The sequence below is a fragment of the Flavobacterium sp. SP2 genome (assembly GCF_057626655.1).
This window is the reverse complement of the sequence record NZ_JBVHBT010000005.1, coordinates 133,149-154,457: the sequence shown is the minus strand read 5'-3', so window position 1 is coordinate 154,457 and position 21,309 is coordinate 133,149. Positions and strand designations below refer to the sequence as shown.

The following is a 21,309-nucleotide window of genomic DNA, read 5'->3' as shown; positions in this document are numbered from 1 at the left end:
AATGTCATGAATAGGTTGAAAAGTTTTTTTCTTTGGACCTTATGACTTTTGACTTTTGACTTTCGACTAAATTACACATTTCCAATTCGAATGACATCAGCAAAAATTCCAGATGCAGTAACGGCAGCACCAGCTCCAGCACCTTTTATAATTAATGGTTGGTCGATGTACCTATCGGTGTAAAATTCAACGATATTGTCTTTTCCTTCCAAATTGTAAAACGGACTTTCTTTTGGAATAAATTGCAAACCAACACTAGCTTTTCCGTTATCAAATGAAGCTACAAACTTAATTCTACAATCTTTCGATTTTGCTTCAGATAAAAGGTTTTCAAAATGGCTTGAATGTTTAGTCAAAGACTTGAAAAAATCTTCATTATTAGTTGTTTCCATGCATTCTTGTGGCAAAAAACAATTGTTTTCTATGGCTTCCATTTCCATTTCGTAACCGCTTTCGCGAATTAGAATTAGAATTTTTCTAGCTACATCAACACCACTTAAATCAATTTTTGGATCAGGCTCAGTAAATCCTTGCACTCCAGCTTCTTTTACAACATCGTGGAAGTTATACGAATCACTAAAATTATTAAAAATAAAGTTCAAACTTCCTGATAAAACAGCATTAATTCTGTTTACTTTATCTCCCGAAGCAATTAAATGTTTTAGCGTGTCAATAATTGGTAAACCAGCACCAACATTGGTTTCGAATAAAAATGGAGCGTTGTATTTTCGAGATAATTTTTTTAAGTTTTTATAGTTGTCATATTGTGATGAACAAGCAATTTTATTACATGTAACTACAGCAATATTTTGTTTCAAAAACTGATCGTAAATGGATGCAATGTCACCATTTGCAGTAATATCTACAAAAATACTGTTGCGTAAATTCAGTTCTTTTGCACGAGAAATAAATTCAGAAACATTGGCAATTTCGCCTTCATCTAGGAGTGATTTCCAATCTTTCAGCGACAATCCATCTTCATCAAACACCATTTTTCTAGAGTTTGACATTGCAATTACGCGAACATTAATTTTTAAATTCTCTTTCAGGAATTTCTTTTGTTGGTTAATTTGGTCAACGAATTTTTCACCGACATTTCCAACGCCCATTACGAACAAATTCAGCTGTTTTGTGTTGTCTTCAAAGAATCGTTCGTGCAACGTGTTCAGTGCTTTTTTAACATCTTTTTCATTAATTACAACCGAAATATTTCTTTCAGATGCACCTTGAGCAATGGCACGAATATTTACGTTATTTTTTCCCAAAGTACTGAACATTTTTCCGCTCAAACCTTGGTGGTTTTTCATATTTTCACCAACCAAAGCCACAATACACAAGTCTTTTTCGACAATACAATTGTCTATTTTATTTTGAGTAATTTCTAATTCGAACGTTTTATTTATTGCTTTTCGAGCTCGTTCTGCATCTTGATTTAGAATTCCGATACATATGGAATGTTCTGATGAAGCTTGAGTTATAAAAATCACATTGATATTTTCTTGAGAAAGTACTTCAAATAATCGTTTTGATGATCCAGCGACACCAATCATTCCAGAACCTTCAACGGTTAACAAAGCAATAGTATCAATGTGAGAAATTCCTTTTATTGGGTTGGCATTTGCATCAGGATTGTTAGAAATTAAGGTTCCGTAAGCTTCAGGTTCAAATGTGTTTTTTATCCAAATTGGAATGGCAGCTTTCAAAACCGGTTGAATTGTTGGTGGGTACAAAACTTTGGCACCAAAATGCGACAATTCCATTGCCTCTTGATAGGAAATAGATTCTATCGGCTGTGCTTGTTTGACTATTTTCGGATTGGCAGTAAACATTCCGTTGACGTCGGTCCAAATTTCTAATGAATCGGCATTCACGCCATTTGCAATAATTGCTGCTGTATAATCAGAACCACCACGACCCAAAGTTGTAGTATTTCCGTCCTTAGAAGAAGCAATAAAACCGGGTAAAATTACAACCTGTGATTTATTTGAATTGAAATAATCAGCAATTAACGAATTAGTTACATCAAAATTCACGACTGCTTTTCCAAAATTCGAATTGGTTTGAATCAACTCACGACTGTCTTTAAAATTACTATTTGGAATAGTTTGTTGCAAAGCAGTTGCTATAATTTGTGAGGATAATAATTCACCAAAACTTGCAATAGCATCCGATGTTCTTGGCGTTAATTCGCCCAATAAAAAGCATCCATCAAGAAGTGTTTGCAATTGATTAATTTGACTGTTTATCTTAATTAAAAGCTGATTTTGATTGTTGCTATCAATTAAATCTGAAATGGTTTCGAAGTGTTTTTGTTTGATTTCTTCAATGTTATTTTTATAGTTCTCGTCTTTTGAAGCTGCTTTTTGCGAGGCATTCAATAGCATATCTGTGACGCCACTTAAGGCAGATACTACTACAATTAATTTTTCTTTTTTAGATTTCTCTGTAACAATGTTGATTGCTAATTGAATATTTTGAGCATTGGCAACAGAGGTTCCACCAAATTTTAATACTATCATGATTTTTATTGTAAATTGATTTTATGAAAATGATTTCAATACGAATTGCACTCTCATTTTGAAAGCCCATAGAAATTGGATTATATGTGAAAATTATACCCCAAATGGGGTTGTAGTTGTTGTAGAGGTAGTGCCAATAAAATTGTCAACCAAAGAATTGGTTGTTGCTAGAAAGCTGTATTTGTGGCAATTGTTATACATAAACCTCAAAAATACCATTTTTTAGTTATCAAAAAAATGAGTTTCAAATTTTTGTGAATACTTCATTTTTGAGCAGTTTATTAATTTGTAAAAATGATATTCTATTAATATTATGTAATTTTTTAACAAATACTCAATAAAATAATGTCATTAAACCTTGTTTTTTAACAATCGTTTACGGAATTTTGAGCTCTAATTTAATTCCAAAATGGACAATTCGCATTATATAAGTTCAGAAGTACTGCACTTAGAGACTTTACAAGAAATAATTTCACAACATAAAACCATTGCATTATCCGAAGAAGCCAAAGTTAATATTCAAAAATGTAGAGAATATTTAGACACCAAAATGGCTGGAAACGAAAAAGCGATTTACGGAATTAATACCGGTTTCGGCTCTTTATATAATGTAAAAATTTCCAATGAAAATTTATCGCAATTACAATCTAATCTTGTAAAATCACATGCTTGTGGTACTGGTGATGAAGTTCCGAGTGAAATAGTGAAGATTATGTTGCTGCTTAAAATTCAATCGCTGAGTTATGGACATTCAGGTGTCCAATTGCAAACAGTAGAGCGATTGGTTGATTTTTATAACAATGATGTTTTACCAGTAATTTACACGCAAGGATCGCTTGGTGCGAGTGGCGATTTGGCACCATTGGCTCATTTATCCTTACCATTATTGGGTGAAGGTGAAGTAAATTATGATGGATTTCGTCAGCCGTCAAGCAAAGTTTTGGATAAGTTAGGTTGGCAACCAATAGTTTTACAATCAAAAGAAGGATTGGCGTTATTGAATGGAACGCAATTTATGAGTGCTTACGGAAGTTATATTTTGCTTAAAGCGATGAAATATTCGTATTTGGCAGATGTGATTTCGGCAATTTCATTAGAAGGATTTGATGGTAGAATCGAACCTTTTAACGAATTGATCCATTATGTTCGTCCGCATAAAGGTCAGATTGTAACGGCAAAAAGAATGACTGAATTGCTTGAAGATAGCGAAATTATTGCTCAAGAAAAACAGCACGTTCAAGACCCATATTCATTTAGATGTATTCCGCAAGTACATGGTGCATCGAAAGATACAATTGATTATGTGAAAAAAGTTTTTAAGACTGAAATTAATTCGGTTACCGATAATCCTAATATTTTTGTGGGTGAAGATGTGATTATTTCAGGTGGAAATTTTCATGGACAACCTTTGGCAATGGCTTTAGATTTTCTTGCGATTGCTTTATCAGAATTAGGAAGTATTTCTGAAAGACGAACGTATCAATTAATTTCTGGCTTGCGTGGTTTACCTGCGTTTTTGGTTGATAATCCTGGTTTGAATTCAGGTTTTATGATTCCACAATACACGGCTGCGAGCATTGCTAGTCAGAACAAACAATTGGCAACACCAGCAAGTATTGACAGTATTGTTTCAAGTAATGGTCAGGAAGATCACGTTTCTATGGGTGCTAATGCGGCTACAAAATGCTTGAAAGTTATGGAAAATTTAGAGCGAATTTTGGCCATTGAATTAATGAATGCTTCGCAAGCCATTGAATTCAGAAGACCTTTGAAATCTAGCGATTTTATTGAAATGTTTGTAAAATCATACCGAGAAGAAGTTCCGTTTGTGAAAGAAGATCGAATACTTCATTATGATATTGAAAATTCTGTAGCTTTTTTAAATAGTTTTTTGATAGATTTGGAAGAGTAAATTAAACCTCAGAATATGGAAAGGATCAAAAAGTATAGCGAGTTTTATGCGTTTTATTTAACGGAACATAATAATAAAACGTCGAGAATTTTACATTTTATAGGTACATTGCTATTTTTTCTTTTCCTTATTTATATCATTTACAGCAATCAATGGTCACTTTGGTGGATTTTACCGCTTATTGGTTACGGATTTGCTTGGGTTGGACATTTTTTCTTTGAGAAAAATAAGCCAGCGACATTTAAATATCCATTTTGGTCTCTGATTTCTGATTTTAAATTGTTCTTTGAGCTATTAGTTGGTAAACAGAAGTTTTAATTATTAAATAAACTCAAAATCCCCAAAATTGCAGGAACACTTTGAACATAAAATATGCGTTTAGAAACGGTAAAAGCTCCATAAAGTCCAGCGATTAAAACACAGATTAGAAAAAACAACGCCACATTGCAACTCCAAATTTCATCAGTGATAAATAGCGACCAGAGTAATCCAAACGCTAGAAATCCGTTGTATAATCCTTGATTGGCTGCCATTACTTTAGTTTTCTCAAACAGATCTTCTGGTATGGTTTTAAACACTTTTCTGGCGCGAGTTGTCCAAGCAAACATTTCTAGCCATAGTATGTATAAATGAATAAACGCTACAAAACCAACAATAATCTGAGATACTATATTCATGATTTTAATTATTTATACTTCCAAGCGTTTTATGAATTTTTCTTTTATGGTGTGTTTGTGTTAAATTTTTATCACCTGAAATTACACTTATATTACCATCAATTTCCATCATAGCAAGTTTTACATCCCTAAAGTTTTCAACTCCATGTTCTCTGATGACTTCGTCTAATTCGTCGGATGTAATTTCTAATTTTGATAAAATAGTAAAATCTATAATTCCGTTATGAATCAAAATTTTGGGTTTGTCTTGAATCAATTCTTTTATAGTTGTAGAATTGTACATTATTTTTTTCAAAATAAAATTTATAGAAAACAATACTAAAGCAGCGACTAATCCTCCAGCGAGAGACGAATTACTTCCAACCATAGCATTTTGTACCGAGTTGCTAATTAGTAAAATAAGAATAACATCAGCCGTATTCAATTGCGACAATTCTTTTTTTCCGAAAATACGTAATGCAATCACCATGAAAAGATACACGGAAACACTTCTGATGATGATGTCTAAATAGGGATTTTCGAACATTTTTATGATTCTAATTCATGATTAAATTATTTCCACTTAAAATTCTTTTCAATAGCTTTAATCATTTCGCCAGCAATGTCTTTATTTGTTGCACCTTCGATACCTTCTAATCCCGGTGACGAGTTTACTTCTAGTAATAATGGACCTTTGGATGAACGAATTATGTCAACGCCAGCAACTTTTAAATCCATTGCTTTGGCTGCTTTTATGGCAATTCTTTTTTCTTCGGCAGTAACTTTTACGACCGAAGCAGTTCCACCCATGTGAATGTTGGCTCTAAATTCTCCAGGCGCTGCTTCTCGTTGCATTGAGGCTACGACTTTTCCATCAATTACAAACAAACGTAAATCTTTTCCGTTGGCTTCTTTAATAAACTCCTGAACCAATATGTTGGCATTAAGGCTTTTGAATGCATTGATTACTGATTCGGCAGCCTTTTTTGTTTCTGCCAAAACGACACCTTTTCCTTGAGTTCCTTCTAATAATTTTACAATTAAAGGCGAACCTCCAACCATTTTTATCAAATCATCGGTATCAAGTGGCGAATTTGCAAATCCAGTTGTTGGAATGTCAACACCGTGATTAAGGAGTAATTGAAGTGAAAAAAGTTTGTCTCTAGATTGCGTAATCGCAGCAGCAGAATTTAAGCAATATACCTTTAAGGATTCAAATTGTCTGGTCAAAGCACAACCATAGAATGTAATACTTGGACGAATTCTTGGGATAACTGCATCGAAATTATCTAAAACGCGACCACCACGATAATGAATTTCTGGCTTTGTGGCGTCTAATTTCATGTAACATTCCTTAATGTTAAGAAAATGCATTTCATGACCGCGCATTTCACCAGCTTCGATAATTCGTTTGTTACTGTAAAGCTCAGGGTTACTGGCTAAAAGTCCAATTCGTAATCCTTTTTTAGTTTCTACCGAATTAACATACAAATCTTTTAAATTCTCTGTTGTAGTTTGACCTAATAAATATTTCTGTTCAGGATCAACCAGAATTCTTCCGCTCATGGCTTCACGACCAAGTAGCATTCTGAAACCCATGGAATCTCGGTTGGTGAGTGTCATTTCGATAATCCACGTTTCGGTTCCAATTTGAATGTTACTCTGAATTACATAACGTTGTTCTCTGAAACCGCTAGAACTTTTTACAATTCTTTTGTCAATAAGTAACGCTTCACAATGAATAACCGTTTTTAGATTGTTCTGAATTGGATTGATGTCAAATTTCACCCAATTGATATCATCTTTTACAAAAGGAGCAATATTTATGGCATGCAACGCGGATGTTTTGGCACCAGAATCTACACGAGCTTTGATAGCAGGAATTCCTAAATCTGGGAACGAACACCATTCCTCTGAACCTAATATGATTTTGTTTTCTGGCATTTTTTGATTGATTAAATACAAATCGAAAGTACTACTTTTTTTAAAATCAAAAACCACTAACAAAACAAATTTATCACAATTGATAGTAGGTCTTGCTAGTGGCTTATAAATAAACTAATTATCTTTTAACTAGTAGGTTCTTCTGCTTTTTGAATTCTAACAGTTAACTCTTGATTACCTTCTTCGATATCCATGAATATTTCGTCTCCAGAACCAATTTTGGAAGTAATAATTTCTTCAGCTAGAGCATCTTCAACATATTTTTGAATTGCTCTTTTTAATGGTCTTGCGCCAAATTGTTTGTCGAAACCTTTCTCTGCAATGAATGCTTTGGCATTGTCTGATAAAGATAAGTTGTATCCTAAATCTTTAACACGAGCATATAATTTTTTCAATTCGATTTCGATAATCACGTTGATATCTTCTTTCTCTAAAGCGTTAAACACAATTACATCGTCGATTCTGTTCAGAAATTCCGGTGCAAAAGTTTTCTTTAAGGCATTTTCGATAATGCTTTTCGAATTGTCTTCAGCGTTTGCAACTCTCGCTGCAGTTCCAAATCCGACACCTTGTCCGAAATCTTTCAATTGACGTGCTCCAACATTGGAAGTCATGATGATAATTGTATTTTTGAAATCAATTTTACGACCTAAACTATCAGTCATAAATCCGTCGTCCAAAACCTGTAGCATCATGTTAAAAACATCTGGATGTGCTTTTTCGATTTCATCTAATAGAACTACGCAATACGGTTTTCTTCTAACTTTTTCAGTTAATTGTCCGCCTTCTTCATATCCTACATATCCTGGAGGCGCTCCGACCAATCTTGAAATGGCGAATTTCTCCATGTATTCACTCATGTCAATACGGATTAAGGCATCTTCAGAATCAAATAATTCTTTCGCTAAAACTTTGGCCAATTGTGTTTTACCAACACCAGTTTGTCCAAGGAAAATAAATGAACCAATAGGACGGTTTGGATCTTTCAATCCAGCACGATTTCTTTGAATAGAACGAGCAATTTTTAACACTGCTTCATTTTGACCAACAACCTTACCTTGAATAAGTTCAGGCAGTTTAGCTAATTTATTACTTTCAGTTTGAGCAATTCTATTTACAGGAATTCCAGTCATCATTGAAACAACATCAGCTACATTATCTTCAGTAACTTGTATGCGATTATTTTTAGAATCTTCTTCCCATTGTTCTTGAGCAATAGCTAGGTCTTTTTCTAATTTTTTCTCGTCATCACGCAATTTTGCTGCTTCTTCGTATTTCTGTCTTTTTACGACCGCATTTTTAAGTTCGCGAACTTCCTCCAACTGACGCTCTAAATCTAAAATTTGTTTAGGAACATCAATATTAGTAATATGAACTCTAGAACCTGCTTCGTCCAAGGCATCAATAGCTTTGTCTGGCAAGAAACGTTCTGACATGTATCTGTCGGTCAATTTCACACAAGCTTCAATTGCTTCGTCAGAATACGTAACGTTGTGGTGGTCTTCGTATTTATTTTTTATGTTATTCAAGATTGTAATTGTTTCTTCCACCGAAGTTGGTTCTACAATTACTTTTTGGAAACGTCTTTCTAAAGCCCCATCTTTTTCAATATACTGACGGTATTCATCTAATGTTGTGGCACCAATACATTGAATTTCACCTCTTGCCAAGGCTGGTTTGAACATGTTTGAAGCATCAAGTGAACCAGTTGCTCCACCAGCGCCAACAATAGTATGAATTTCATCTATAAAAAGAATAATGTCATCATTCTTTTCCAATTCGTTCATAACTGCTTTCATTCGTTCTTCAAATTGTCCGCGGTATTTAGTTCCAGCAACTAATGAGGCTAAATCTAAAGTTACCACACGTTTATTGAAAAGAATTCTTGAAACTTTCTTTTGAATAATTCGCAGCGCTAAACCTTCGGCAATGGCAGATTTACCAACTCCAGGTTCTCCAATTAGTAATGGATTATTCTTTTTTCTTCGGCTTAATATCTGCGAAACGCGTTCAATTTCTTTTTCACGACCAACCACAGGATCTAATTTTCCTTCTTCTGCCATTTCGGTCAAATCACGTCCAAAATTATCTAATACTGGAGTTTTAGACTTTTTGTTGGATTTATTTGCAGGCGTATTAAAACTATCACCTTTAAGGCTGTCATCTTGTCCTGAATCTTCGTTGAAAGATTCATTTTTTGGTAGATTTTCTAAAAAATCGTCTTCTTTTGGTGTCATATCTAAATAGTGTTCTTTAGCTACTTCATAATCTATTTTAAGCTTATTTAGTAACTTAGTTGTTGGATCATTTTCGTTTCTCAAGATGCAAAGCAACAAGTGTGCCGTGCTAATTGAGGAACTTTGAAATACTTTAGCTTCAAGGAAAGTAGTTTTTAAAGCTCTTTCTGCCTGACGCGTTAAATGCAGGTTTTTTTTATCGATGCTAGAATCTATGTTGGGATTTGGCGGACTTAAAATTTCAACTTTACGTCTTAAATGATCTAAATCGACTGAAAGACTATTCAAAATTGATATTGCTTTTCCGTTTCCATCTCTTAAAATCCCAAGCATAAGATGTTCAGTACCAATAAAATCATGGCCTAAACGTAATGCTTCTTCCTTACTGTAGGTAATAACATCTTTTACTCTTGGTGAAAAATTATCATCCATTTTTATATGTATTATTGATGTAAATTTAGTGAATTACATACGGAATTGCAAAAACCATTCCGCGATAAAAGTACTGACAGCTAAGTGACAAAAAAATACTGACAAATAAAAGGCTGTTAACATTATATTTATTAACTATTATAAAGGTGTATTTTGTTAATAAATCGTCGAAATTAGAAGTTAAAAATGCTTTCAAAAATAGTTAAAAAGTGTATCTTGCGCGTTAGAATTAAAAATTAATTTATTTAAAATTTTATAAATATGTCTGACGGAGAAAAGTTAATTCCTATTAACATTGAAGACGAAATGAAATCAGCTTACATTGATTATTCAATGTCTGTAATTGTTTCAAGAGCATTGCCTGACGTGCGCGACGGTTTGAAACCAGTACACCGAAGAGTATTGTATGGAATGTATGATTTAGGAGTTTTTTCTAACAAAGCCCATAAAAAATCCGCAAGAATTGTTGGAGAAGTTTTAGGTAAGTATCACCCACACGGAGATACTTCGGTATATGATGCGATGGTTCGTATGGCTCAAGAATGGAGTATGCGTTACCTTTTGGTTGATGGTCAAGGTAATTTTGGTTCTGTAGATGGCGATAGTCCTGCTGCAATGCGTTATACTGAGGCTAGAATGAAAAAGATTTCGGAAGAAATTATGGCCGATATCGAAAAAGAAACAGTTGATTTTCAGTTGAACTTTGACGATACCTTGTATGAGCCAAAAGTAATGCCTACAAAAGTTCCAACATTATTGATAAATGGAGCAACCGGAATTGCAGTTGGTATGGCTACTAATATGCCACCACACAATTTAACAGAAGTAATTAATGGAACATTGGCTTATCTAGACAATAATGATATTGAAATAGATGAGTTGATGAACTACATAAAAGCACCAGATTTTCCTACTGGCGGAATAATATACGGTTACGAAGGTGTTCGTGAAGCATTCAAAACAGGTCGTGGAAGAATCGTAATGCGTGCCAAAGTTGGTTTTGAAGAAGCTAACGGTAAGGACGTAATTATTGTTTCTGAAATTCCGTATCAGGTTAATAAGGCAGAAATGATTAAGAAAACTGCCGATTTAATCAATGAAAAGAAAATCGAAGGTATTTCTAATATTCGTGATGAGTCGGATCGAAATGGAATGCGAATTGTGTACGAATTAAAGCGTGATGCCGTACCAAACGTGGTTTTGAATACACTTTATAAATTCACACAACTGCAAGCGTCTTTCAGTGTTAATAATATTGCCTTAGTGAAAGGTCGTCCTCAAATGTTGAATTTGAAGGATATGATTCATTACTTCATTGAGCACCGACACGATGTAGTAGTAAGAAGAACGCAATTCGAATTACGAAAAGCAGAAGAACGAGCACACATATTAGAAGGTTTGATTATCGCATCAGATAATATTGATGAAGTAATTGCACTTATTCGTTCGTCTAAAGATGGAGAAGAAGCAAGAGGAAAATTAATTGAACGATTCAAGTTGTCAGAAATTCAAGCACGCGCCATTGTTGAGATGCGTTTGCGTCAGTTGACAGGTCTTGAGCAAGACAAACTTCGTGCAGAATACGAAGAAATCATGAAATTAATTAGTCACTTAAAAGCATTGCTTGCTGATGTTGCTTTAAGAACCGAATTAATTAAAGAAGAACTTACTGAAATTAGAGATAAATATGGTGACGAGCGTCGTTCACAAATTGAATATTCTGGTGGTGATGTAAGTATTGAAGATTTAATTGCTGATGAAAATGTGGTCATTACAATTTCACATGCTGGTTACATCAAACGTACAAATCTTACTGAATATAAAACACAGAATAGAGGTGGAGTTGGACAAAAAAGTGCCGGAACAAGAGATCAAGATTTCTTGGAGCATATGTATGTTGCAACCAATCACCAATACATGATGTTCTTTACACAAAAAGGTAAGTGTTACTGGATGCGTGTTTACGAAATTCCAGAAGGAAGTAAAACGGCAAAAGGTAGAGCATTACAAAACCTTATCAATATTGAGCCAGACGATAAAGTAAAAGCATTTATTTGTACTCAAGATTTAAAAGATAAGGAATATACTAACAGCCACAACCTTATAATGGTTACTAAAAAAGGTCAGGTTAAGAAAACATCTTTAGAGAAATATGCAAAACCTAGAATAAATGGAGTTGCAGCGATTACAATTAAAGATGGAGATGAGCTATTAGCAGCAGAATTAACTGATGGAAATAGCCAAATTATCTTAGCTGTAAAATCGGGTAAACTAGTTCGTTTTGAAGAAACTAAGACACGTCCGATGGGAAGAACAGCTTCTGGAGTTCGTGGAATTGTTCTTAAAGATGAAACCGATGAAGTAATTGGTATGGTTTCTGTAAATGACATGAATAGTGAAATTCTTGTAGTTGCGGAAAACGGATACGGAAAACGTTCAAGTCTTGACGAATATAGAATTACAAACCGTGGTGGAAAAGGTGTGAAAACATTGAATATTACGGAGAAGACAGGTAAACTGATTTCGATTAATTCTGTTACTGATGCAGATGATTTAATGATTATTAACAAATCTGGATTAACAATCAGAATGGCAGTTGAGGATTTAAGAGTTATGGGACGAGCAACGCAAGGTGTGAAACTTATTAACATTAAAGGAAATGATTCGATTGCTGCAGTAACCAAAGTTATGAAAGACGATGTTGAAGAGGTTATTGTCGACGAAGAAGGAAATATAATTGATGCACCTGTAATTGAAAGAGTAAAACCAGTTCTAGAAGTTCTAGAAGATGATGGTGTTGCAGACGATGATGACGATGAAGACGATGAAGTAGAAGAGGATGAGGAATCTGATGATACTGAAGAAGACGATTCTGACGAATAAAAATGAGTATATTTAAATCACCAATAGCAGTATTGGTGATTTTCTAATTTATAAATTAAAAACAAATTATGATGAATGCAAAACAAATAATAATTGCCGGAACGTTATTAGTTTCTGTTGCTTCTTTTGCTCAAAAAGATGAGTTAAAAGCATTGAAGAAAATTTATGCAAAAGAAATTCCTTCTGCAAATGATATAGTTGAGTATAAAGCTAATCTATCAAAATTGGAAACTTTAGCTTCTGAGGAAGGTGATAAAGTATATACTGGTTTTTACAAAGCCATGTTGCCAATTATGGAAATTACTGCGCTTGGACAAAATATCACACAAGTTCAAATGATGAAATTTGTAAATCAAAAATCAATTTCTGATTTAGAAGTAGGTCTAAATGCAACTTTGGATTATGAAAAAAAGACAGGAAAAAAAATCCAAACTGATGATATTAAAGAAACAATTGCTTCTTACAAACCAGAATTAATGAATTACGTTGTGGCGTTGGGTGAGTCTAAAAAATTCAAAGAAGCTTCAGATGTTTTATATTCTATTTACAAAATGGATAAAACGGATGCAGAAAAATTGTATTATGCTGCGGGATATGCAGTGAATGGTAAAGATTTTGATGCTGCTTTAAAATACTATCAAGAGTTAAAAAAACTAAATTATTCTGGTGAGGCAACTGTTTATTATGCCGTAAACTTAGCTTCAGATAAAGAAGAATCTTTTAATAATAAAGTTGACCGTGATAGGTTGGTAAGTTTAAAAACTCACAACAAACCAAGAGAAGAAAAAAGCGAATCTAAAAGAGGTGAAATTTATAAAAACATTGCTTTGATTTTAGTCGATAAAGGTCAAACTGATGAAGCAAAAGCTGCCATAACAGAAGCTAGAAAATTAAATCCAACTGATTCTTCGTTATTAATTACCGAAGCTGATTTATATTTCAAAATTAATGATATGGATTCCTATAAACGATTGATAGGAGAAGCGTTGCAACAAAATCCGAATGATGTTAATTTATTATTCAATCTTGGAGTAGTATCAGGTAATGCAAATCAAGTTGAAGAAGCCGAAAAATACTATAAAAAAGTAATTGAAATTGATCCAACATACGTTAATGCCTATTTGAATTTATCAGAATTGACGCTTCGTGCTGACGAAAAGTTTGTTGAAGAGATGAACAAACTAGGTACCACTCCTAAAGAAACGAAACGTTACGAAGTATTAAAATTAGAAAGAGAAAAAACATTCAAGAAAGTTTTACCATTGCTAACCAAAGCAGTTGAGCTAGATGATAAAAATGAACCAGCTAAAAGAGCTTTAATGAGTGTTTATAATGCTCTTGAAATGGATGCAGAATACAAAGCATTAAAAGCAAAACTATAATTGAGAGTACACATTTATAAAAAAAACGTTCTGAAATTCAGAACGTTTTTTTTATATAATTTTTTTAATAACACGAAGTCGGTGCGTATGCCTGTTTTGGTCTGCATTATAAATTCCCAAATGGTCCAAACGATCAATTCTTACTTTTCCACTGGCATGAATGATATAATTGTTTTCTAAAATTATACCAACATGAATGATATTGCCTTCTTCATTGTCAAAAAACGCTAAATCACCAGGTTCACTCTCTTCTATAAAACTTAATACTTCGCCTTGACCAGCTTGTTGCGATGCGTCTCGTAATAGTTTATAACCATTCAACTTATAAACCATTTGTGTAAATCCCGAACAGTCTATACCAAAAGGTGTTTTTCCACCCCAAAGATACGGTGCATTAAGATATAAATATGCTGTTGCAACAATATTTGATTTAGGTTTGATACCCGTGATTTTTAATCCTTCAAAATCATAATTTTCAATGTTAATATCACTATGATTTAAAAATGAAAGTGAAGCACCAAGAGTGATAGGAATTAAGTTATTGGAAGCATTAGATACATATTCAACCAAATCAGAATTTAATATAAGTGCTTCTTTTGAAAGAGTATTAAAATTATCTTCGGATATAATTTGATACTGCTTAGTGTCTATCCAACCTTCGTAATCATCGAATTGCAATCTAACTTTTGACCATTGTTTTTGCTGTTCTATAATTTCAAAATGTTCTCCAAATAAAATTTGAGAAACAATTTCGCTTCTGTCAGACGGTTCAAATCGTAAAGGAATTATAGATAAATTACAAATGGCAAACATGCTTCTTTTTTAAAATAACAAATTTTTAATTTAGGATTTTAATTACAAATATAAAATCCTAAATTTACTTTTTTTAGATTCTTTCAATTACTATTGCTGATGCTCCACCGCCACCATTACAGATAGCTGCGGCACCAATTTTAGCATTGTTTTGTTCTAATACATTCAGCAGCGTAACCACAATTCTTGCACCAGAACAACCAAGCGGATGCCCAAGAGATACCGCTCCACCATTTACATTTACTTTGTCGTTTGGCAATCCTAATATTTTCGCATTAGCCAATCCAACTACTGAGAAAGCTTCGTTAAATTCAAAATAATCAACATCAGAAATTGAAATACCAGCTTTGTCTAATGCCTTCGGAAGCGCTTTTGCAGGTGCAGTAGTAAACCATTTTGGTTCTAGAGCAGCATCAGCATAACTTTTTACATAAGCTAATGGTTTCAATCCTAAAGAATGTGCTTTTTCTTCGCTCATTAATATTAAAGCAGCAGCACCATCGTTTATCGTTGAAGCATTAGCTGCAGTTACTGTTCCATCTTTAGTAAATACCGGATTTAATGTTGGGATTTTATCCAATTTTACATTAGTAAATTCTTCATCCTTGGTTACCATAATCGGTTCGCCTTTTCTTTGAGGAACGGCAACTGGTACGATTTCTGCATCAAATTTTCCAGAATTTGACGCGTCTGAAGAACGCTCATACGATTGAATTGCAAAGTTATCTTGGTCTTCTCGTGAAATGTTATATTCTGTAGCACAAATATCCGCACAAACCCCCATAGCATTGTTGTCATAGGCATCGGTAAGTCCGTCTTTTTGCATTCCGTCAACCATTGAGGTTGGACCAAATTTCACGCCATTTCTTAAATTAACGTAATGCGGAATCAAACTCATATTCTCCATTCCTCCAGCAACTACAATTTCAGCATCGCCGGCTTGTATAGCTTGAGCTGCAAACATTATTGCTTTCATTCCAGAAGCACAGACTTTATTAACCGTTGTGCAAATTACGGATTCTGGCAAACCTGCAAAAAGTGCTGCTTGTCTAGCTGGTGCTTGACCAACTCCGGCTTGAACCACATTTCCCATAAATACTTCATCTACTAATTTTGGATCAAGATTTATTTTATCTAAAGCACCTTTGATTGCAGTTGCACCTAGTTGTGGAGCCGAAACGGTAGATAAAGCGCCCATAAAACTTCCAATAGGAGTTCTCACAGCCGATACGATAACAATTTTTTTACTCATAATCTTATGTATTGAAAAGTTGGTAGTTTGTTTATCTTGCAAAGCTACTATTTTTTACGGAAAATACATTTTTGATTAAGATTTATTGACATCTTTTTAAAGAATAAAAAAATATTTTTTTGTATTAGATTGATTTTTAAGTATTTCATTTCTGTAGTAAATTTATATTAAAAAAAACGTCAGAAATTCTTGTAAATATTAGAATGTTACCTTACATTTGCAACCGCTTAAAAGATTTACGTTCATTGAGCTTGGAGAGTTGCCTGAGTGGCCGAAAGGACATGTTTGCTAAACATGCGTATGGGAAACTGTACCAAGGGTTCGAATCCCTTACTCTCCGCTAGATTACTAGTTGATAACTATTCGGGGTGTAGCGTAGCCCGGTTATCGCGCCTGCTTTGGGAGCAGGAGGCCGCAGGTTCGAATCCTGCCACCCCGACTTTTTTTGAGTTTTTCATAAAAAACTTATTTTGGTTCCATAGCTCAGCTGGATAGAGCAACTGCCTTCTAAGCAGTAGGTCGAAGGTTCGAATCCTTCTGGGATCACAAGTAAAAGCCACTATTTCAGTGGCTTTTGTTGTTCTTGTATGTTTCATATTACAACAATCATTTTTAAATTTATCTAAGATTATGCGTATCTTTACAATTATACATATCTAAATTATTTTATGCGAGTTTTATCATTCTTATCCGTTTTAGTATTTATTTCTTGTAAAAATATATCGTCACAAGATAAATTGGTTTTTGTTTTACCTAAAGATTTAAAAGAAGTTTCCGGAATTCAGAAATCCATTTCGTCAGACATTATTTGGACTATTGAAGATAGTGGAAACGCAAATGAAATTTATGCTGTAGACTTAGACGGCGCAATTAATAAAACTATAAAAGTTGAAGATTTAAAGAATAATGATTGGGAAGATTTGACTTCTGATAAAGAAGGAAATCTTTACATTGGAGATTTTGGAAATAATGGAAATATAAGAAAAGATTTGGCTATCTATAAAATTGATCAAAGTAGATTGGATAGTACTTCCGTTAAAACTACTTACAAAGTTTCATTCTATTATCCCGAACAAACAGAATTTCCACCTAAAAAGAAAGCATTTTTATATGATTGCGAATCTTTTTTTGAGTTTAATAATAACTTTTATTTGTTTACAAAAAATAGGAGTAAAGCATTTGATGGAACAACATTGATGTACAAAGTTCCAAACAAACCAGGTAATCACAAAGCTATATTGCTTGGGAAATTTAAAACTTGTGAAACTTATAGCACTTGTGCAATTACAAGTGCCGCATTATCGCCCGATGCTAAAAAAATGGTGTTACTAGCTCACAATCAAATTTGGTTGTTTGAAGATTTTGATGCTGATGCTTTTTTCGATGGAAAAGTTACTGCCTTAAACCTTGACAATTATACCCAGAAAGAAGGATTGTGCTTTAAAGACAATACTTCCATTTATATAGCTGATGAAAAAACTAAAAAAGTTGGTGGAAATGTATATCTGTACAATTTAAATGATTTAAAATCCAAACCCTAATCCGAACGCCAATCTGCTTCTGTCTTCATCGCTTCCTTGAAAATAGGTGATGCGTGCTGTAAACATGTTCAATCCGTTTAACCATAAACCTATTCCATAAGATTGGTGCCACGTTTTTGAATCTTCTTGGTCTAGCCAAACGCGTCCGTAATCATAGCCGCCAAGTACACCGTACGTCATCGGAACAATACTTTTTCTAATTTTACCAATGTTATAGCGAATATCTGAACTTTGAAAGAATGACGAGTTGCCAAGAAATCTTTGGTTTCTATAACCGCGTAAATCATAATCACCACCAAGAGTTGCTCCTTGAAAAAACTCAAAATTATTATTAACAATATATTTTCCTTTAAATAAAGTCCCAAATACTACTTTTCCGTTAGAATCAATTTTGTGACTAAAATTTAATTTACCTTCAAATGTTGGAAAATTTCTTTTAGAATCATTTATATTGGTAATCCAACTTGCCGCAACCGAAAATCCCATTCCCATAGTTGGATTGGATTTTAAATCATAATTTTCAAAACTATACTTGGCTGTTGCTCCAACAAATTGTTTGGTTTCGAAAAGTTGTTGATTATTGCTATTCGATTGGCTTACAAACCTACCATTTGTATCATCAACTTTAATGTTTTCGAAAGTTGGCTCAAATGTTACTTCGCTGCCGTAGCGACCAATCTTCTTTACGATTGGTGAAAATTTGAAAATTTCAAATTTGACTCTGTTGTAATCCATTCCTAAATCGCGATCATTATTTACCGTTTCGTTGCCGTAACCAAAATAATTTACAACAAAATTGGGACTCGTGAACATAGAATTAATTTCTAAATCCCACTTACCGAATAATTTTGGAAAACTTCCAATATATTTTAATTCATATCCGCTAGAGGCAAAATAATAATTGGCTATAATTGAATTTTTAGAAGTATACGGATTTTGTTTAAATGCAGTTCGTGTGTAGCTGTATTTTAAACCCAATTTTAATCCATCGTCGGGATTGTAACCAATTGAAGGTAATTTACTGAATTTACTAAACTTTGGTTTTGTATAATCGTATAGATTTTGTTCGTAATCGTCACTTAATTTTAATCGAGTTTTAGCATCAATTTCTAATGTATTTTTCTTCGATTTAAAATCATAAACAAATATTTTTTTTCCGTTTTCAATTTTATATTCGTCGTTATTAAGTCCACCAATAAGTCTGACTTTTATTCTGATTTTTTTATTACCTTTTACTTCATATACATCATCATCATCCAATCCGTAAATCCATAATTCCCTAGTTTTGTTAGGATTTAGTATTTTGGTTTGTACTAATTCTTCACCATCTTTTTTTATTCTGAAATTTTGAATTTCAATTTCATTGGAATTCTTTTTGGTAATTACAAATTTATCTTTTTTATCGGTACCAACTATAATTACTGTTTTTTGAAGAACATTGTAATATTCTGAAGCATATTGAGTTAAATCATTTTTTCTTATTTTCAATAATTTAATTATCAAGTCAATATTCTTATCCTGAACTTCTTGTGGCAGATTTTTAAATGCATTGTTTATTTCTTCATCAGATAGATTATTCTGAATATACTGTGCTTGTTCAATCCAATCTTTTTCGGTACTATTTTTTAAAAAAGCCATGTCCAAAGGATATGGTTCTCTATTCAACCACTTAATATCTCTAATTTTTTCTTTAAAAGTTTGCATGTGTTTGAATTCTGACAAAGTCATAATCCAGGCTAATAATGGTCCGTCGTATTTAGTAAATGCTTGATCTCTATCTTTAGGAATAGGTTTGTAAATTATGTTATCACCTTTTTTATATTCGCCCCAACGCCATTGGTCATAATGTCTATCCCAATCGCCAATTAGCATATCAAAAAGACGTGCCTTGATATATTCTTTTTCATCAATAGCATATTTTTCATCTTTCTTTAAGTTTTTCAATACGTCTTCGGTACTAATCATTGCTGTTGGAGTTCCAAAAGTTTTTTGGGATATTTGACTATCTGATGGTCGCTCTTCAACCATGTAAAGTTCGTCTCCAAAGTCGGCATTAAATTCTTTTAATTCTTTGTGCTTCGGAATATAAAACAGTTTAGGATTGGTATGTGCAACACCTATTTTATCTGCTAAATTACCGACTGCAAATGGAGTATAGGGATGTGACGAAGTATAGAATTGAAGTAAAAAACTTTCAGCATAAGTATCTTTAAACTCTTCTTCTACATATTGATCTTTGAATGCCACTGTTTGTAAAAATCGTGAAGCACTTTTTTTCAAAGCACGCATTACAAACTCTTTTCCATCTTTGTCTGCTAATCGTAGCGACTTAGATTGATGCCCGCCACCAGCTTCCAAAGGTTTTAAACCACCATAAAGTGTGTCTAACGTAGCCGTTTTAGCATCAATATTTAAGCTGTAATAGTATTTATAATGTTTTCCCCAAAGCATGTTGTGAAAGATTGTTTTGGTTGTCATTTTTTTGGTGTAAATCGATGTATTCGTTACAGCAGGGAAATTCTTGGGATACTCTATTTTAGGAAAATCTTTTTTAGCGTAAATTTTGTGTTGCCAAAGAAGCGTTTCATTATCGTCTTTATAAGCGTAAAAACTTACATTTTGATCTCCATTTTTTAGAATATCTAATTTTGCATAACCATTATTTCCATAAGAAAAATCGTTATCACTAATTACTCTTGCGTTTTCTTGTTTCGATCCAGCGCCACTAATAATTTGTTTTATTCCTTCATTATCAATAAACTGTAAATTATGATCGTGACCAGAAACTACAATTACGTTATCTTGACCTTTAATCAGAGCTTTAATTCTTTTGTTCAAAGTTGTGTAGACTTTGTTTTGGATGTCTTGCGGACTTACACCAGATGTTTTTCGGATAAGATTGATAAATGATCCTAAAATAGGTAATGGAAATTTATATTTTAAAGGATAAAGCTGCTTTCTAGCACCGTATTGTCCTCCATGACTACCATTACTTATTAGTGGATGATGTATGGCTACAATTTTTACTTTATCTTGGTTTTTATTCAATAGGTTTTCAAGTTCTTCAAACAAACCTTCTTTGGTTTTAATATCACAGTCTTCATTAATGTTTGGATGGTTATCCCAATCTTCCAAAAACCATTGGCTGTCTAAGGTTATCAATACGATGTTGTCACTAATTTCTCTATCGTCAATAGCGCATTGCTTTTTAGGCATGTAGGCTTTATCATCTTTGATATATCTTTCAACAAATTCTGCTTGATTTTTTAACCCATCAAAACCACTATACCAATCGTGATTTCCGGGAATCATGATTACTTTTCCTTTAAAATTTTTAGCAGCATTGAGTTGATTTCTAAGTTTTATTGCTGCAACTCTATAATCAGGATCTTTTTTATCTCCTGGCATTCCGTAAGGATAAATATTGTCGCCTAAAAATAGTAATGTTGAATTTTTTTCTGCATTATCGAGTCTTTCTTTTAGTACAGAAAGTGTAGATCGTGTAATAGTATCGTCGGCATAGCCAGCATCGCCAATTAAATAAAAGGAATGTTCTATTGAAGTTGAATCTAATTTTGTAAAGGTTTCGTTGGCTTTGTAATTAGTTCCAAATTGAAGTTTTTTGGAGGCACAAGATTGAAATAATAATGCAAATACTAATAATTGTGTAAAAGTTTTAGAATATTTTAAACTTAATTTTACCGAAATGTTTTTCATATATTAGTACTTTATAAACAT

General features: G+C 33.2%; 13 protein-coding genes and 3 tRNA genes. 8 read left to right on the top strand and 8 right to left on the bottom strand.

The features are described 5' to 3' along the window. Positions 1 to 71 precede the first annotated feature (71 nt). Complete coding sequence (gene thrA / locus ACZ098_RS11740) at positions 72 to 2,519, bottom strand: bifunctional aspartate kinase/homoserine dehydrogenase I (RefSeq protein ID WP_487311940.1); 2,448 nt, start codon at positions 2,517 to 2,519, stop codon at positions 72 to 74. 409 nt (positions 2,520 to 2,928) lie between these two features. Between thrA and hutH the strand changes: the two genes are divergently transcribed. Further along, positions 2,929 to 4,431 (top strand): histidine ammonia-lyase, encoded by a 1,503-nt coding sequence (gene hutH, locus ACZ098_RS11735; RefSeq protein WP_487311939.1) that lies wholly within the window; start codon positions 2,929 to 2,931, stop codon positions 4,429 to 4,431. A 15-nt stretch (positions 4,432 to 4,446) separates the two neighbouring features. Beyond that, a complete protein-coding gene (locus ACZ098_RS11730; RefSeq protein ID WP_487311938.1) occupies positions 4,447 to 4,749 on the top strand; it encodes an Mpo1-like protein in 303 nt (100 codons plus the stop codon). Here the strand turns inward: ACZ098_RS11730 and ACZ098_RS11725 are convergent. The 4 genes from ACZ098_RS11725 to ACZ098_RS11710 form a co-directional block, all read right to left on the bottom strand. Further along, positions 4,746 to 5,108, bottom strand: coding sequence for a DUF1304 domain-containing protein (locus ACZ098_RS11725; RefSeq protein WP_487311937.1), 363 nt, complete (start codon positions 5,106 to 5,108; stop codon positions 4,746 to 4,748). The genes ACZ098_RS11730 and ACZ098_RS11725 overlap by 4 nt on opposite strands. Positions 5,109 to 5,112: 4 nt before the next feature. Next, positions 5,113 to 5,634, bottom strand: coding sequence for a DUF421 domain-containing protein (locus tag ACZ098_RS11720; RefSeq protein ID WP_487311936.1), 522 nt, complete (start codon positions 5,632 to 5,634; stop codon positions 5,113 to 5,115). Between the two features lie 26 nt (positions 5,635 to 5,660). After that, positions 5,661 to 7,031, bottom strand: coding sequence for a 30S ribosomal protein S6--L-glutamate ligase (rimK, locus tag ACZ098_RS11715; RefSeq protein ID WP_487311935.1), 1,371 nt, complete (start codon positions 7,029 to 7,031; stop codon positions 5,661 to 5,663). 125 nt (positions 7,032 to 7,156) lie between these two features. Further along, the gene (locus tag ACZ098_RS11710) at positions 7,157 to 9,700 is read right to left on the bottom strand and encodes an ATP-dependent Clp protease ATP-binding subunit (protein WP_487311934.1); all 2,544 of its coding nucleotides are present in this window, start codon (positions 9,698 to 9,700) and stop codon (positions 7,157 to 7,159) included. A 261-nt stretch (positions 9,701 to 9,961) separates the two neighbouring features. Between ACZ098_RS11710 and gyrA the strand changes: the two genes are divergently transcribed. Together gyrA and ACZ098_RS11700 are read left to right on the top strand one after the other, a co-directional pair. Next, entirely contained in the window at positions 9,962 to 12,583 is a 2,622-nt protein-coding gene (gene gyrA, locus ACZ098_RS11705; RefSeq protein ID WP_487311933.1) for a DNA gyrase subunit A, read from the top strand. Positions 12,584 to 12,651: 68 nt separating this feature from the next. After that, entirely contained in the window at positions 12,652 to 13,965 is a 1,314-nt protein-coding gene (locus ACZ098_RS11700; protein WP_487311932.1) for a tetratricopeptide repeat protein, read from the top strand. A gap of 51 nt (positions 13,966 to 14,016) precedes the next feature. On the opposite strand, the gene ACZ098_RS11695 is transcribed toward ACZ098_RS11700, so the two are convergent. Together ACZ098_RS11695 and ACZ098_RS11690 are read right to left on the bottom strand one after the other, a co-directional pair. After that, positions 14,017 to 14,778 (bottom strand): C40 family peptidase, encoded by a 762-nt coding sequence (locus tag ACZ098_RS11695; protein ID WP_487311931.1) that lies wholly within the window; start codon positions 14,776 to 14,778, stop codon positions 14,017 to 14,019. 73 nt (positions 14,779 to 14,851) lie between these two features. Then, positions 14,852 to 16,030 carry an acetyl-CoA C-acyltransferase gene (locus ACZ098_RS11690; protein ID WP_487311930.1) on the bottom strand — a complete coding sequence of 393 codons (1,179 nt, stop codon included), beginning with the start codon at positions 16,028 to 16,030 and terminating at the stop codon, positions 14,852 to 14,854. A 253-nt stretch (positions 16,031 to 16,283) separates the two neighbouring features. On the opposite strand from ACZ098_RS11690, the gene ACZ098_RS11685 reads away from it, so the two are divergent. From ACZ098_RS11685 to ACZ098_RS11670, 4 genes are all read left to right on the top strand, one after another. Then, a tRNA-Ser gene (locus ACZ098_RS11685) sits at positions 16,284 to 16,370 on the top strand. A 24-nt stretch (positions 16,371 to 16,394) separates the two neighbouring features. Further along, positions 16,395 to 16,469: transfer RNA gene (locus ACZ098_RS11680), tRNA-Pro, on the top strand. Positions 16,470 to 16,502: 33 nt separating this feature from the next. Beyond that, positions 16,503 to 16,576, top strand: a tRNA-Arg gene (locus ACZ098_RS11675). 122 nt (positions 16,577 to 16,698) lie between these two features. After that, complete coding sequence (locus tag ACZ098_RS11670; protein ID WP_487311929.1) at positions 16,699 to 17,571, top strand: hypothetical protein; 873 nt, start codon at positions 16,699 to 16,701, stop codon at positions 17,569 to 17,571. Here the strand turns inward: ACZ098_RS11670 and ACZ098_RS11665 are convergent. Further along, on the bottom strand, positions 17,554 to 21,288 hold the full coding sequence (locus ACZ098_RS11665; RefSeq protein ID WP_487311928.1) for a metallophosphoesterase: 3,735 nt from the start codon (positions 21,286 to 21,288) through the stop codon (positions 17,554 to 17,556). The genes ACZ098_RS11670 and ACZ098_RS11665 overlap by 18 nt on opposite strands. Positions 21,289 to 21,309 lie beyond the last annotated feature (21 nt).

Excerpts from the sequence above, each read along its gene's own strand:
- thrA (WP_487311940.1), bottom strand. The coding sequence starts at position 2,519 with ATGATAGTATTAAAATTTGGTGGAACCTCTGTTGCCAATGCTCAAAAT.
- hutH (WP_487311939.1), top strand. The coding sequence starts at position 2,929 with ATGGACAATTCGCATTATATAAGTTCAGAAGTACTGCACTTAGAGACT.
- ACZ098_RS11730 (WP_487311938.1), top strand. The coding sequence starts at position 4,447 with ATGGAAAGGATCAAAAAGTATAGCGAGTTTTATGCGTTTTATTTAACG.
- ACZ098_RS11725 (WP_487311937.1), bottom strand. The coding sequence starts at position 5,108 with ATGAATATAGTATCTCAGATTATTGTTGGTTTTGTAGCGTTTATTCAT.
- ACZ098_RS11720 (WP_487311936.1), bottom strand. The coding sequence starts at position 5,634 with ATGTTCGAAAATCCCTATTTAGACATCATCATCAGAAGTGTTTCCGTG.
- rimK (WP_487311935.1), bottom strand. The coding sequence starts at position 7,031 with ATGCCAGAAAACAAAATCATATTAGGTTCAGAGGAATGGTGTTCGTTC.
- ACZ098_RS11710 (WP_487311934.1), bottom strand. The coding sequence starts at position 9,700 with ATGGATGATAATTTTTCACCAAGAGTAAAAGATGTTATTACCTACAGT.
- gyrA (WP_487311933.1), top strand. The coding sequence starts at position 9,962 with ATGTCTGACGGAGAAAAGTTAATTCCTATTAACATTGAAGACGAAATG.
- ACZ098_RS11700 (WP_487311932.1), top strand. The coding sequence starts at position 12,652 with ATGATGAATGCAAAACAAATAATAATTGCCGGAACGTTATTAGTTTCT.
- ACZ098_RS11695 (WP_487311931.1), bottom strand. The coding sequence starts at position 14,778 with ATGTTTGCCATTTGTAATTTATCTATAATTCCTTTACGATTTGAACCG.
- ACZ098_RS11690 (WP_487311930.1), bottom strand. The coding sequence starts at position 16,030 with ATGAGTAAAAAAATTGTTATCGTATCGGCTGTGAGAACTCCTATTGGA.
- ACZ098_RS11670 (WP_487311929.1), top strand. The coding sequence starts at position 16,699 with ATGCGAGTTTTATCATTCTTATCCGTTTTAGTATTTATTTCTTGTAAA.
- ACZ098_RS11665 (WP_487311928.1), bottom strand. The coding sequence starts at position 21,288 with ATGAAAAACATTTCGGTAAAATTAAGTTTAAAATATTCTAAAACTTTT.